12 protein-coding genes and 1 pseudogene are annotated in these 13,853 nt (G+C 45.3%); 6 read left to right on the top strand and 7 right to left on the bottom strand.

Annotated features, from left to right (window positions below):
• Positions 1-101 precede the first annotated feature (101 nt).
• On the top strand, positions 102-401 hold the full coding sequence (locus R2X38_RS06820; RefSeq protein WP_317521423.1) for a hypothetical protein: 300 nt from the start codon (positions 102-104) through the stop codon (positions 399-401).
• Positions 402-527: 126 nt separating this feature from the next.
• Here R2X38_RS06820 and R2X38_RS06815 read toward each other — a convergent pair whose 3' ends face one another.
• Positions 528-947, bottom strand: a complete 420-nt coding sequence (locus tag R2X38_RS06815) for a MarR family winged helix-turn-helix transcriptional regulator (protein WP_317521422.1) — start codon at positions 945-947, stop codon at positions 528-530.
• Positions 948-1,186: 239 nt separating this feature from the next.
• Between R2X38_RS06815 and R2X38_RS06810 the strand changes: the two genes are divergently transcribed.
• A complete protein-coding gene (locus R2X38_RS06810) occupies positions 1,187-2,182 on the top strand; it encodes an NADP-dependent oxidoreductase (protein WP_317521420.1) in 996 nt (331 codons plus the stop codon).
• Between the two features lie 231 nt (positions 2,183-2,413).
• A complete protein-coding gene (locus R2X38_RS06805) occupies positions 2,414-3,310 on the top strand; it encodes a 1,4-dihydroxy-2-naphthoyl-CoA synthase (RefSeq protein WP_317521419.1) in 897 nt (298 codons plus the stop codon).
• Positions 3,311-3,376: 66 nt separating this feature from the next.
• Here R2X38_RS06805 and R2X38_RS06800 read toward each other — a convergent pair whose 3' ends face one another.
• Positions 3,377-4,516, bottom strand: a complete 1,140-nt coding sequence (locus R2X38_RS06800; protein WP_317521418.1) for a GGDEF domain-containing protein — start codon at positions 4,514-4,516, stop codon at positions 3,377-3,379.
• Positions 4,517-4,773: 257 nt separating this feature from the next.
• Here R2X38_RS06800 and R2X38_RS06795 point away from each other — a divergent pair, with 257 nt between their 5' ends.
• Positions 4,774-5,574, top strand: a complete 801-nt coding sequence (locus R2X38_RS06795) for a LysR family transcriptional regulator (RefSeq protein WP_317521417.1) — start codon at positions 4,774-4,776, stop codon at positions 5,572-5,574.
• A 249-nt stretch (positions 5,575-5,823) separates the two neighbouring features.
• Here R2X38_RS06795 and R2X38_RS06790 read toward each other — a convergent pair whose 3' ends face one another.
• Genes R2X38_RS06790 through R2X38_RS06780 form a run of 3 tightly spaced genes read right to left on the bottom strand, consistent with a single transcriptional unit; the run spans position 5,824 to position 9,440 of the window.
• Positions 5,824-7,008 carry an OmpP1/FadL family transporter gene (locus R2X38_RS06790; protein WP_317521416.1) on the bottom strand — a complete coding sequence of 395 codons (1,185 nt, stop codon included), beginning with the start codon at positions 7,006-7,008 and terminating at the stop codon, positions 5,824-5,826.
• A gap of 35 nt (positions 7,009-7,043) precedes the next feature.
• Positions 7,044-8,075, bottom strand: a complete 1,032-nt coding sequence (locus R2X38_RS06785) for a tetratricopeptide repeat protein (protein ID WP_317521415.1) — start codon at positions 8,073-8,075, stop codon at positions 7,044-7,046.
• 15 nt (positions 8,076-8,090) lie between these two features.
• Complete coding sequence (locus tag R2X38_RS06780) at positions 8,091-9,440, bottom strand: anaerobic sulfatase maturase (RefSeq protein ID WP_317521414.1); 1,350 nt, start codon at positions 9,438-9,440, stop codon at positions 8,091-8,093.
• Positions 9,441-9,700: 260 nt separating this feature from the next.
• Between R2X38_RS06780 and R2X38_RS06775 the strand changes: the two are divergent.
• Positions 9,701-10,402, top strand: a pseudogene (locus R2X38_RS06775) (formylglycine-generating enzyme family protein); the annotation flags it as partial.
• A 76-nt stretch (positions 10,403-10,478) separates the two neighbouring features.
• The gene (locus R2X38_RS06770) at positions 10,479-12,179 is read left to right on the top strand and encodes an alkaline phosphatase family protein (protein WP_317521413.1); all 1,701 of its coding nucleotides are present in this window, start codon (positions 10,479-10,481) and stop codon (positions 12,177-12,179) included.
• Positions 12,180-12,294: 115 nt separating this feature from the next.
• Here R2X38_RS06770 and R2X38_RS06765 read toward each other — a convergent pair whose 3' ends face one another.
• Together R2X38_RS06765 and R2X38_RS06760 are read right to left on the bottom strand one after the other, a co-directional pair.
• Positions 12,295-13,296 carry a GTP-binding protein gene (locus tag R2X38_RS06765; protein ID WP_317521412.1) on the bottom strand — a complete coding sequence of 334 codons (1,002 nt, stop codon included), beginning with the start codon at positions 13,294-13,296 and terminating at the stop codon, positions 12,295-12,297.
• Positions 13,286-13,846, bottom strand: a complete 561-nt coding sequence (locus R2X38_RS06760) for a DapH/DapD/GlmU-related protein (protein ID WP_317521411.1) — start codon at positions 13,844-13,846, stop codon at positions 13,286-13,288. The genes R2X38_RS06765 and R2X38_RS06760 overlap by 11 nt, the downstream gene beginning before the upstream one ends.
• Positions 13,847-13,853 lie beyond the last annotated feature (7 nt).

The raw sequence follows: 13,853 nt of genomic DNA, 5'->3' as shown, positions 1-13,853 counted from the left end.
ATTTGGTCGTCGTAATAATCTGTAATATTTAATTTTTCTACTCAGACATATATTTAGATTGTGACAAAGAACATCACTATTATTAATATTAAGGAGCTATCATGAGTCAGGATCATTATATTAACTTCGTCAATGAGCTATCTGATGAACCAAGTGTTTACGTAGAAATGCAGCATGACTTGATTAAGCGGTCATATTGGACATCAACCGCTGCGAAAGGCCAAACCGTTCACTATAAACCTTACTTCCAATCATATGACTATACTGTGGCAGTATATCGGTCTGAAAACGGAACTGAAGGTAAGTTAATTGGTAAATATCAGTATGCATGCTGTGAAAAAAATAGTGTAACTGTTGCCTTAACCGGTACACTTAAAAATCACTCTTTCACCTGTAGCTAAGCTTTCTGATCAAAGCGTTAAAGAGCCTTTAAACATCATTAAACAACCTTTTGCCTTGACTATAACTAGCCTGATTAATATTCAGGCTATAAATGACGTTTTAGTACAGACATAAAATTTAAGTTTCTAAGCCAACTTATCAGCTAGCTCAAGGCAAAGTTTCCTAAGCATCTCAACATCTTCTCGTTGCATACTCGATTTTGCCTCCAGCTGTGCCTTCAAATCTTTTGCCTTATCGCGCAAAAGTAACCCTTTCTCAGTCAGGGAAATCACTTTCTTTCTCTCATCTTCAGCAGAGACTTTTCGAGTCAACAGTGCTTTCGCTTCCAAGCGCTTAACGATTGGCGTCAAAGTGCCCGAGTCAAGCTGGGTGCTGTTGGAGACTTCCTTTAAGCTGACACCATCGTTGTACCACAGCGACTGCATCACAATATATTGCGGATAGGTTAGGTCAAACTCATCAAGCAAAGGACGATAGGCCCTTACCAGCGCATTCGACGCGGTATACAAGGCAAAACACACATTGTCAGAAAGCTTCTGGGCCATACTAAGATCCGGGTTTATTCATCTGTCTTATTCAATTCTGTTGCGATGATAACAGATTGAACGAGGAACAAAATACATTGCGCACAAATTATTTTCTCGCAAACCTATTGCAAGTGTCGAAATCAATCATTATGTTAATAGGCAAATAGTTTGTGCGCTAACATTTATTGCATTAAGTATTTTGGGATAAACCCTATTCAACGATAAACAGCATCTCACAAAGCTGATAAGGATTGAGAATGAACAGCCAACAAGTCCACCTTGCATCCCGCCCAGAAGGTACGCCATCTGCAGATAACTTCGAACTTGTCTCCGTTGCCCTACCCGAATTAAAAGAGGGAGAGATATTGGTTCAAAACACCTGGATATCGGTCGACCCTTACATGCGGGGCCGCATGATCGATCGCAAGAGTTACATTCCACCTTTTCAAATTGGCGAAGTGTTAGAAGGCGGTGCTATCGGTGAAGTTGTCCAATCGAATAACCCCGACTTCCCTGCCGGCAGCAAAGTCAGCAGCATGTTGGGTTGGCGTAGCCACTTTGTCAGTGATGGAAATGGGTTAACCTTATTGCCTAATACTCCACTTCCAGAGCAAACTTTCTTAGGGATCATGGGTATGCCGGGTATGACGGCATGGACCGGCCTTTTCCGAATTGCCGAGCTTAAACCAACGGATACCGTCTTTATCTCGGCCGCTTCTGGCGCTGTGGGCAGTATTGCCTGCCAGATTGCCAAAATGCATGGCTGCACGGTTATTGGCTCAGTCGGCTCAGAAGAAAAAGCCCAATATCTTCTCTCTTTGGGTGTCGATGCCACAATCAACTACAAAGAAGCGGACAACCTAAGCCAAGCACTTGCTGACGCCGCTCCTCAAGGTATTGATGTCTACTTCGAAAATGTCGGTGGCGAGCACTTGGAAGCGGCATTGAACAACATGAATGACTACGGTCGTATTGCAGTGTGCGGGTTAATTTCGCAGTACAATGCGACTGAGCCGCAACCTGGCCCAAGCAACATGGCCATGTTGATCATCAAGAAACTTAAGATGCAGGGCTTCATTGTTTTCGACCACTGGGCTCATTACAGTGAGTACGCACAACAAATGGGTCAATGGATTGCAGAAGGCAAAGTGAAATACGAAGAGACCGTATACCAAGGTATCGACCAAGCAGCAGAGGCGTTCATCGGTCTGTTTGAAGGTAAAAACAAGGGTAAAATGCTCGTTAAGCTGTGATCCCCACCTAGCTTAAGTACAACAATCACCAAGCATATATAAATTAGCCACCAGCTATCTCTTAGTCGCTGGTGGCTAATACACCTAAAAAACCACACTATATTGACGGATAAATATCCCACCTCCCCTAAAACATTCGCCTTCTAGTCACATTCTTTCATAAACCATTGACATTTAGCTGTAACTCCCTAGCCTTACATCACCTTTTGTATAAATCAGGCAATCGTCATCATGAGCCGCAAAGAGATTTTTAATCCTGAGCTTTGGGAAGAAGTTCCAGGGTTCGACTTTGAAGATATCACTTACCACCGCGCCAAAGACCAAGGCACGGTACGTGTCGCATTCAACCGTCCAGACTGTCTTAACGCCTTCCGCCCAAAAACTGTCGATGAGCTATACACTGCACTAGATCACGCACGCCAGTGGTCAGATGTTGGCTGTGTCTTCATCACGGGCAACGGTCCATCAGAAAAAGGCCAATGGTCATTCTCTTCAGGTGGCGACCAGCGTATTCGCGGCAAAGACGGTTACAAGTACGAAGGTGAAGAAGCCGGCAAGGCTGACGTAGCCCGTATGGGTCGCCTGCACATTCTTGAGGTGCAGCGTCTGATCCGCTTTATGCCTAAAGTGGTGATTGCGGTTGTTCCAGGTTGGGCTGTTGGTGGTGGTCATAGCCTTCATGTTGTTTGTGACCTAACGCTGGCCTCAAAAGAACACGCGATTTTCAAGCAAACTGACCCAGATGTCGCTTCATTCGACTCCGGATACGGCTCAGCCTACCTTGCTAAGATGATCGGCCAGAAGCGTGCCCGTGAAATTTTCTTCTGCGGTTTTAACTACAGCGCACAAGAAGCCTTTGAGATGGGTATGGTAAACAAGGTGGTTGATCACTTCGAATTGGAAGAAGAAGCTCTGCGCTGGGCGAAAGAGATCAACAGCAAGTCGCCAACAGCGATGCGTATGTTGAAGTACGGCTTCAACCTACCTGACGATGGTCTAGTTGGCCAGCAGCTATTCGCAGGTGAAGCAACCCGCCTTGCCTACGGAACTGACGAAGCCCAAGAAGGCCGTGATGCGTTCCTAGAAAAACGCGACCAAGATTTCAGCAAGTTCCCTTGGCATTACTGATATTTAGCTAAGAAACATTGCCATACATAAAAAAACGCGACCATTATTGGTCGCGTTTTTTTATTTCTAACTGGACTCCACCAAATATCCATTGCGTCCACTGGATTTCACTTGGTACATACACGCATCGGCTTCATCAAGGTATTGCTCGGCTGGGTGAAAACCTGCTCTAGCATGGATACCACCGATACTGACACTCACAAAGTCTCGTAGCGGGTGTTTTAAGGCCTGCGCCCTCACAGCCTCACACGCTTGCCTCGCTCTCTCTTCCAGATCTGCTTTGCTGATCCCAGTCAGCATAACGACAATTTCCTCGCCGCCGTACCTAGCAATGACATCACTCTTGCGCTTAAACACATTTCGCAGAGTTTGCGAGACTTGCTTTAAATACTCATCGCCTTTTGCATGACCATAGACATCATTCACTTGCTTGAAGTGATCAATGTCGATGAGTAGTACACCAAGCGGTTGCTGCTTAGTTCCTTGATTCAGCGACGCCATGTGTTCTTGCAAATAGCGCCGGTTATGCAGGCCGGTCACTTCATCAATATATGAGTAACCATTGAGGATAATATTTTTAGCGGCGACTTCTCGGTTACGAATAACAGTCTTTGCCATCCAGGATTTTTTCTTTTGCTCGTGGTAATAATCGCGAACATAGCAACGGTAGTTATTGATTGATATGTAATTCAACCAAACATACATGGCACCTAAAGAGAAATAATAATCTGCATACAGCACCATACCAGAGTGAAAAATCTCAACCATCATGTTTGCTTGCAATATATAGATTGTATAAACCAATAAAGAGAACGTAGGAGGAAAAACCAATAGTTTGGCAACTAAGGTAATCATCATCAAACTGATAATAGAGATATCTGAGAACATAGAGATTGATAATGTATGAATAGTTGCAACTATACTCATCATCACCAAAATACTTATTTTCTGATACACAACTGATTGCCCTGAAAAAAACCCTGATAGCAATAGCCCTAGACCAAGAACAGGGAATCCATAGAGAAACAGTAGCTTTACATGTACCCTTTCTATCTCTTTATCAATGATTAAGCTTTCATCTAACCAAAAGTCTGTCATTTGTGACAACACCATCGATATAACGACAACAGAGATAATGACCTGAAAGAGGTAGTTCCCATTATGCTGCTGTATATTTTTTTCTAATTCTGTTCTTCGATAAAACATAAATAAAAAAATGCCCTTACATCGGAAACATAAAGGCTAATCCCTAGCATATTGGTTATTATTGTCCGTCTTCAAAAAGAATAAAGCTTCTGGAAAACCTTATTAGCCACCTTTCCTTAACTGACGAAGCCATTATAACCAGATCACAATTATCTTTAGAATTACCGTTATTCCAATAAGATACCACATCAATCTGCTTTCATTTCACCTAAGATTAATAGATAATCATGTTATGGAATAACAGAAATTATTGATTTATGAATGATTTAAATGCGCTCCATGTTTTTCTTGCATTAATGCAAACCCACTCTACGACCCGAGCCGCCCGAAAACTTGGCCGGTCACAATCCTACGTTTCAAAAGTATTAGCCCAACTTCGCGAAGATCTCGATGATCCGCTTTTTGTCCGTACCGCCGAAGGGCTGACGCCCACCAGTTATGCGGTTTCTATTGAGCCAAGACTTCGCTCAGCATTAGACCAAGTCAATATTGCCTTAGAGCCTGAAGAATTTGATCCTAAATTACTCGACAAAATCACCCTGCATATTATCGAGCCATACCTAATCACTATTGGCAAAGATATTATTGACGCAATCCGAAAGGAAACTGATGCCGTTATCGATATTCGCCAATGGAGCCCGCTGAGTGAAACCATGATCCAAGAGGAAGTTGTCGATATCGGCATACATATCTTAAACAACAAACCCCAGACATTACACCAAAAACCTTTGTTTAAAGGTCGGGGACATTTCGAAGGCAATACAGATGGTGAGTACGTAAAATATATAATTTCGGGTGTCAATGAATATGATAATCGCTATGAGATGATCGACCCTTCAATAGAAACCAAAATTTTTACTGACAATCATATTCTTACCACACAATTAATGGATACCTGCTATACACTTCGTTATGCGCCTGATAAGAACCAGCAAACCGATTACGACATCGATCTCACGGTTGCGATTATCACCAAAGCATCACGGCGACAGTCGGAAAAAATCCAATGGCTAACTAAGTTGCTGGTACCGCTAATAGAAACGTTTGAGGGTTATTAAACCAACATTGTGGCACATTATTCCTGTCGGAATTTCGGCTATCATCATTGTCACTAACATCACTTATATAATCCACTTTCATTTTATACCCCTCAAGGATAAGTGATGAGCCATTCTCAGCAAGTTAAATTATTAGCCCAAATGCACTTAAAGCAAGTACGTCAATCAGTGTTAAAAAGACATATTAGAAACAAAGAAAAAGCCAAATCATCATGATTTGGCTTTTTTTTATAAGTGATTAATTCAAATTTAGTAGGTAAAACTCACACCCAAGAAGTGAATCCGGCTGTCGAAGGTACCGTTGATACCATTCAATGGAAGCTCGCCAAAGCTTCGATTAATATCCACTTCACCCAAATCAGCGTACTCATAGAACATATCGACAGTGACATCATTCCATTTCGTCGCTGCACCCACCGAGTAACGATATTGCTCGCCAACAGGCACATCTACCCATTGCTTAGTTGGATCATCTTGTGGGGATGTTTCGTACGAGAAGCCCGCTTTCCATCGCCACTGGCTGTTTAACTGATAATCAGCACCAAAGGCAAACTTCCACACATCGTCCCAATCACGATCAATCGTAGCCGTACTCGTTTGGCCGGCAAAAAGACCAAACTCCATCACCGTATTATCCCACTCACTCCACTGGTGCCACTGCACGGAAGCTAGTAGATCTAACTTCGGGTTGACCGCATAACTGGCGCTGATATCTGCAATAGCTGGAACAGTTATGTCTGTACGCAGACTACTGAAAATTGGACCATCAATTGGCCCTGATACACGAGTACCAAATTCATGATCCAACTTTGTACGGTAGCTCGCTCCCAATACCAACCTTTCATCGTGCTGATACATGACGCCGAAGTTGGCACCAAACGCCCAATCAGTATCTTTATCGATATCGAGCAAGCTTGTAGATTGCTCTAAAGACGCCCAGCTCAGCTGAACCCCAGCGCCAACCGACCACCGCGGGTTGATTTGGTAACTGACGGCAGGGTTGATCTGCATAGCTGTCAACGTGATTTTATCCAGTGCTGCAGCACCTGCCCAATCAGTGCCATATGACAAGCTCGAGCCTCCAACGGCACCCAGGGCAATACCGACATGGAGATCATCGGTCACCTGGCGGGCATGGAATGCACCAGCTGATGGCAGCACCGAGTGGGCTTTACCGTCGCCATTATCACCGTTGTCCCGATATTTCATTTCGAGATCAAACCCAAGCAAATTAAACGTCGTGAGGCTCTCACCCATTCCGCTCATCGTCGCCGGGTTGACCCACATCGCCGCAGCCGACCCTGTATAAACACCATCCCCCGCTCCCGCTGTACCTGCATTCGCAGTTACTGCTTCCTGCAGAAAAATGCCACTCGCATTGACAGGTAAAGACAATACTGACATCACTGCCAGTGCTGATTTTAATGGTCGCATTTGCTCCCTCATTATTATTTATAATTGTGGGTCTATTAGCCCCGTTTAGATTTTAGTTCGTCTATGACAAAGGCGGGGGCGACTTTACCCAGTGATTCCAAACATGCATCAGCTTTGAGATGACCATATCTCACGTAAATATCACACACGGCATACAGCTGCTCTGGCGCCCCAGAAATTTCATAGGCTTTTTCAAATGACGTTGTTGCTTCGTCGACATTGAAAACTTCTTGCAATACCCCATTCAAATACCAAAAGTAGCTGTTGTCTGGCGAGAGTTGAGTCGCTTTCCTGATCGCATCTGCAGCTTGTTTTTTCTCATCAAGCCTGACCAAAGTCAGCGCTTGGGAATAAAACAAATTTGCTTCATCTGGCAATGCTTTTTGTGCTTGCTCCAGCACCTTATTCGCTTGCTGGTCATCCCCTTGGGCTCGATAGTTATCTGCCAGTCCTAACCAAATCTGCGGATTTTGTTTATCACTATCGAGTAAGGTGTTATAGATGTGGTGCGCTTCATCAAACTCCTGATGCCAGCGATATATATCGGCCAACAGCAACTGGGATGATTGATCGGCCTTCCCTTTGAGGTATTTGATTAACTCCGTCGTCGCCGCCTCCATTAATGCCTGTTGCTCAACATCCATTTCGCCGTAATTTCGAATTAAGTTTGTGGTTGCGGCCAATCGGACATGTTGGTCACTATCTTGAAGCAGCACCGAGAGCAACCGCCAGCGGTGTGCAAACTGATAAGGCTCAGCACCCACCACAGCAGCTTCTCTTACCTGCGGGTTGTCATCTTGAAGGCCACGCGCAACGGCAACCAAGCTATTCTGGTTCGGGTAACGTGCTAATTGCCGCAAGGCCTCGGCACGCTTTTCATCATCTTGGCGATGATCCTGCGCGGTCATCACCCACTGCTGGATCTGCTTTGCTTGTCTTTGTTGAACTGGAGTTAGCTGGTTTTTACTCGATGTTTGATCCACTTTTGTTTCAGCATACGAAGGCATCGCTAGCATCGGCAAAGCAAATGATGCGCTCAGAACCAGTGCAATCAGTGATTTCTGCATTACCTTTACCTCAGGTTAAAAACGAGTTGGGAATAATGGCTGGCGAGATGACATGTTCGGTATGCCTTGCCTTTGTATGGCCTTCTTCAATTCGGCATCGGAATATTTTCCATGGGCGACCGGATGGCCAGTTGACCGCAAAATAAGCGCCATCGCTTTGTCCGCATGCGAGAAAAACTTCTTCCAGCCAGCACACAAATAGTTCAGGCCTGGCTCACCTTCTTTGGTTCGAATAAATCGGTTTTTCGGGCACTCACCAAAGCAAGCGAACTTGTAGTCGCACTGCTGGCACTGGCTGGTTAATGAACGGGATTTAGCAAAACCAAATTTCTGCTGTGCTTCTGAATAAGCCATAACATCGATTTTTTGATGATGGATATTGCCGACTCGGTAATCTGGGTAAACGTAATGGTCACAGGTGAAGACATCACCATTTGGCTCCATTGCCAGCCCTTTACCGCAAATCTCACCCAGAGTACAAAGTGGATTCTTTCGCCCCATCCAGGTTTCAACACTGGCTTCAAAATACTGAACGAATACGTTGCCGATATCATGCTGTACCCATTCGTCAAAGACAGCAATCAAGAAGTCGCCCCACCCTTCGGCAGAAACACACCATGGCTCAACCACTGAGTTCTTGTGCCATGGATTTAAACGCTTATCGCCTTGGCGTAATTGCTCGTGCGGATTCCATTTCTGTGGGGCTGTAGTACGGAATGTCTTCTGCTCGACAATGGGGATAAACTGGACCTGAGGCGATCTCACTTCGTCTCTCAAGAAGCGGTATACCTCTAACGGGTTCTTGCTCGTTAAGTTGTTCACGCAGGTCAGCGTAGCGAATTTCACTTGGTGCTTGTGCAGTACCTCAACGGCAGCCATGACCTGCTTGAAGGTGCCACGCCCCGCCCTGTTAGTTCGGTAAGCGTTATGCAGCATTTCTGGGCCATCGATGCTGAGACCAACTAAGAAATTGTTTTCGGCCAGAAACTCACACCACTCATCATTAAGCAGCGTCCCGTTGGTTTGCAGGTCGTTCGAAATCACGACACCTTTTGGCTGGTACTTCTTTTGTAGCTCAACCACCTTCCGGAAGTAATCAACACCCAGCATGGTCGGTTCACCGCCCTGCCATGAGAAAATGATTTCTGGCGTGTTCTGGCCTTCGATATATTGTCGGATGTAGGTTTCCAAGGTGCCCTCATCCATCATAGGAGAACAACCTTTTTTGTACTCAAGCAAATCCTGCTTACTCAGGTAATAACAATATGTGCAGTCAATATTGCACATGGCGCCAATCGGTTTTGCCATTACATGTAATCGCTTTGATGCCTTACCGTTGTATTGCGGGCCCTGAGTAATCAGCATATTCCACCTACTTATGAACAATTAAGTTAGTAAATAATAATGCGTGCTACACCAAGGCGCTTGTTATACCCCTTATAACCTTTAGGTATGGCAAAATTCCATACAATGTTTCTCCTAAATTCAATGATCTGTTTGTTGATTCACGGAGACCCTTTATGCCATCACCAACATTAAAACGGGCTACATTTATTACTCTATCAGGGCTCACCTTGGTCGCCGCTGCAACTTGGATCAACAAAGATCTGTTTGCCAGCGAACCTCATCCGGTGATGAAGCAAATTGAAACGGATATGGTGCTAGTCAACGGTGGGCAATTTGAGATGGGTTCAAACTTGTCAGAGGCCAGCAAGGCAGAATCGCCAGCCAGAACCGTGTCGGTTGATAGCTTCTACATCTCTAAATTCGAAGTGACACAATCATTATTTGAGTCAGTGATGGGCTCTTCAATGAGCTATTTCAGCGATCCTGATGTGCCGGTGAATAACTTAAGCTGGCAGCAGGCAAACTACTTTATCGAGCAACTCAACACCCTAACGGGAGCCAATTACCGCCTGCCAACCGAGGCTGAGTGGGAATTTGCCGCCAAAGGGGGCAACAATAGCCAAGGCTATACCTATAGCGGCTCAGACAGTATCGAAGATGTGGCCTGGTATGCCGGTAATGCCAATAACCGCGCTCACCCTGTTGGCCAGAAAATGCCTAACGAGCTTGGCCTATACGACATGACAGGCAACGTCGGTGAGTTTGTGATTGATGCCTATGACGAAGGTTTCTACCGCTATGGCCCAACTGACAACCCTAATAACACGCAAGATTCCAAAATTGGCCTCGCCCATAAATCAGTGCGTGGTGGCAGTTTTGCTTATGATGAAAACTTATCGGAAAGCTACCGACGTGATTTTGCCAGCCAAAACATCATCATGGCGGACATGGGATTAAGGCTTGTTCGAGACGCCAATTAATATCCCAGTAACGAAAGAAGTTAACTTCTCTTCTACACTTCAAGTGTTCTTAAAAATAATATCGGAGCCTCTATCAATGAAGATAGCAACAGTACCCCGCCTGTTATGTCTTAGCTTAAGTTTACTCTCAGCACATGCTGTGGCCGCCCCACAATCTTCGCCGAAATTAGTTTTACAGATCACCGTTGATGGCCTGCGTGGTGATTTGCTGGAGCGTTATAAACACAATTTCGGTGATAAAGGCTTCCGTTATTTAATGGACGAAGGCGTCTATTACACTAACGCCCATTATCAGCATGGCAATACCGAGACCATTGTTGGCCACGTTTCTCTGGCGACAGGTGCGCCGCCGAGTGTCCATGGCATGGTCGGCAACGTTTGGTACGACCGTCAAAAAGAGCGCTTGGTCTATAACGTCGAAGATGGTGACTACGCGATGCTGACCCAAGGTGCAGGCGTTAATCAGTCGACGGAAATCGACCCGACCCAGAAAACCGCCAAGCTTGATGGCCGCTCACCGGTTCCTATTCTTTCGACTACTTTCAGCGATGAACTGGCGGTTGCCAGCAATGGCGAATCAAAAATCTATTCGGTATCGGTAAAAGATCGTGGTGCAATTTCATTGGCAGGCCATTCGGGCAAAGCCTTCTGGTTCTCTAAAGCCCAGTCTGAGTTTGTCACCAGCAATTACTACTATGATGAATACCCAGCTTGGGTCACCGAGTGGAATGCCCAAGGCTACCCTGCTCGTTACAGCAAACAGAAGTGGGATCTCAGCCTTGAAAGGGAAAAGTACACGCTGAAAGAAGGTCCGCAAGAGCAAAAGGTTGATCTTGCAGGGTTCAAGCGAACTTTCCCGCACCCTTATGGCCCTTCAAGCTTTCAATATTTCAGCACCATGCTGACACTAAGCCCTGCGGGCGATGAGCTCACCGCTGATTTTGCCTCGGCGCTGCTTGAGCAAGAAATGTTAGGCCAAGGCAACTTCACCGATTATCTTGCCGTAAGCTTTTCGTCTAATGACTACGTTATCCATATGTATGGTCCATCAAGCCTCGAAACAGAAGATAACTTGATCCGCCTTGATCAGACGCTGGCTAACTTCTTGGGGAATGTCGAAAAGCAAGTCGGCTTGGATAATACCCTGATCGTACTGTCAGCCGATCATGGCGTACCAGAAGCTGCCCCAACGGTGAACGCACTAGGCTATAACACCGCAAAGTACTTCAACAAAGACACCATTATCAGCGAACAACTGGTTAGCCGGCTAAACAAAGAGTTTGGCTTGGGTGAAGACGCCATTCGCTTGTACTCACAACCGTACATCTATCTCAACCATGAGGTAATTAAAGACAAAGGGGTCTCACTTGAAGCAGTACAACGGGCAGTTGCAGAAGAAGTCGAAAAAGTTAAAGGCATAGAACATGCCGTCACTAGCACAGATATCATGCGCAATACACTGCCTGATAACCGTGTAATGCGCCTGGTGACAAATAACCACCATCCACAACGTTCTGGTGACATATACTTGGTATTCACCCCACGTACCTATATCAATGATATGGATGGATTAACTATCGCATCTACTCACGGTTCACCGTGGCGATACGACACCCATGTCCCGGTTATCTTCGCAGGTAATGGTATAGAAGCCAATAAAGTGACACGCGAGATCACCCCATATGATATTGCTCCAACCTTGTCGAATACGCTTGGCATTACTTTGCCTAGTGGTGCAACGGGAGAGGTACTGAAAGAAGTGAATAATGGAAACTAGGCAGTGACCAATAGGTAACAGTGACTTATAGGTAACATTGTCATTTCAAAATAGTGATATTGTCTCTAGGTAATACCTCTGACAGAGATCCTTGGCTGTCAGAGGTAATACAAGGTTAACCCTCTACACAACTAAATATCTGCTCTTCAAGTGTATCGTCTAAGTTATCAGAGATAAGCTCGATACGACTTTCCATACAATCATCCAATTCGACTTCTGTCAGCCCGTCTGGAGTTAGGTTGTAACCAAACACGCCATAATCAGTGATAAATACCGCTTTCATCCGCTCTACATTCAAGCTCACAAGTAAAGTAACCAATTTTTGACGACTAAAGACTTTATCCGGTGCAAAACGCCAGCCTACACTTACAAACCCCTCACCCTCATTCGTTGCCTTAAGCACCCCCGTTTCTGGCATAGGTTGTTCAGACACTAGTGGCTTTGAATGACCATGGTGGTGATGGTGTGCCGGTTGTTCTTGAGCAGCGGTTGGCCCTTCAAATTCAGACAGCGCAATGTTTCCATGCTGAGCAAAGATGACTTGGGTATGCGCCTTACCATGTAGTTCTACATAAGCATGAAGCTGCTCTTTTTCGTTTCCTTGGTAAAGATCGACTTTATTACCCACTACGGTATCGGCAATAGCGATTTGCTGATTAAAGGTATCGTGGCTAGTATATCGAGAGTCAGACAATTTTCTGGCATCGACCAAGGTCAGCGTTTTCTGCAATGAAAGTACATTGCGATAATGCTCTGATGAGAGCACCTGCAAAACCTCTTTAGGATGGCCAAGCCCTGTAGGCTCTATCAGTAATCGATCCGGCTTAGCTTCCGATAACAATTGATTTAGCGCAATTTGCATCGGCAAACCAGCTGCACAACACATACAGCCACCCGGGACTTCACGAATAAACACCTGTTGCTCTTGGCTTCTCTGCCCTTCAAACAGGCTGCCATCAACACCTATTTCGCCAAATTCATTAACCAGAACCGCCCAGCGTTCATTGTCTGGTTTGTGTTTCATCAAATTCAGAATGGCGGATGTTTTTCCTACCCCCAAAAAGCCTGTCACGATATTGGTGGGTACCGCGAGTATTTGTTCATTGTCAGAGTTCATTTGCAATTCTCCTATAGCCCTGAACAAGGGTATGGTTTGCAGAGACAACAGATTCCGAGAAAGCGGAATACTCTGGAGGGACTTTTGAAATACTGTTTAAGTCAAAATCAGCGCCGATGTTTGTCATTGGCGGTACGTGGAAATGCTCTGGTAAGTCGAGCCCATCAACAACACAGTTATGGCGGATCACACAGCCTTGACCAATCACAGTACTAAACACAACCGAGTTGAAACCGATGAACACATCATCGCTCACTGTACATGGGCCATGAATAATAGAGCGATGGGCAATGGATGAACGTTCTCCGATAGTAACGGCAGCACCAGCCTTTGAATGAATGACTACCCCATCTTGGATGTTGGTGTCACGTTTAATCAAAATAGGCTCCATGTCGCCATTTTCATTAACTTCATCGGCACGAATGACCGCGTAAGGGCCGATGAACACGTTATCTTCAATAATGACTTTGCCACAAATGATAGCGGTTGGGTCGATAAAAGCAGTTTCAGAGACAACTGGCAGGTGGCCGCTTGGGTTTCTTCTAATCATAATGTGC

This window comes from Photobacterium rosenbergii (assembly GCF_033022775.1).
Taxonomy (GTDB): domain Bacteria; phylum Pseudomonadota; class Gammaproteobacteria; order Enterobacterales; family Vibrionaceae; genus Photobacterium; species Photobacterium rosenbergii_A.
The sequence above is the reverse complement of the archived record's forward strand: the minus strand, read 5'-3'. Positions and strand labels throughout refer to the sequence as shown.

Coding starts and splice junctions, on each gene's coding strand:
- R2X38_RS06820 (WP_317521423.1), top strand. CDS start 102: ATGAGTCAGGATCATTATATTAACTTCGTCAATGAGCTATCTGATGAA.
- R2X38_RS06815 (WP_317521422.1), bottom strand. CDS start 947: ATGGCCCAGAAGCTTTCTGACAATGTGTGTTTTGCCTTGTATACCGCG.
- R2X38_RS06810 (WP_317521420.1), top strand. CDS start 1,187: ATGAACAGCCAACAAGTCCACCTTGCATCCCGCCCAGAAGGTACGCCA.
- R2X38_RS06805 (WP_317521419.1), top strand. CDS start 2,414: ATGAGCCGCAAAGAGATTTTTAATCCTGAGCTTTGGGAAGAAGTTCCA.
- R2X38_RS06800 (WP_317521418.1), bottom strand. CDS start 4,516: ATGTTTTATCGAAGAACAGAATTAGAAAAAAATATACAGCAGCATAAT.
- R2X38_RS06795 (WP_317521417.1), top strand. CDS start 4,774: ATGAATGATTTAAATGCGCTCCATGTTTTTCTTGCATTAATGCAAACC.
- R2X38_RS06790 (WP_317521416.1), bottom strand. CDS start 7,008: ATGCGACCATTAAAATCAGCACTGGCAGTGATGTCAGTATTGTCTTTA.
- R2X38_RS06785 (WP_317521415.1), bottom strand. CDS start 8,075: ATGCAGAAATCACTGATTGCACTGGTTCTGAGCGCATCATTTGCTTTG.
- R2X38_RS06780 (WP_317521414.1), bottom strand. CDS start 9,440: ATGCTGATTACTCAGGGCCCGCAATACAACGGTAAGGCATCAAAGCGA.
- R2X38_RS06770 (WP_317521413.1), top strand. CDS start 10,479: ATGAAGATAGCAACAGTACCCCGCCTGTTATGTCTTAGCTTAAGTTTA.
- R2X38_RS06765 (WP_317521412.1), bottom strand. CDS start 13,296: ATGAACTCTGACAATGAACAAATACTCGCGGTACCCACCAATATCGTG.
- R2X38_RS06760 (WP_317521411.1), bottom strand. CDS start 13,846: ATGATTAGAAGAAACCCAAGCGGCCACCTGCCAGTTGTCTCTGAAACT.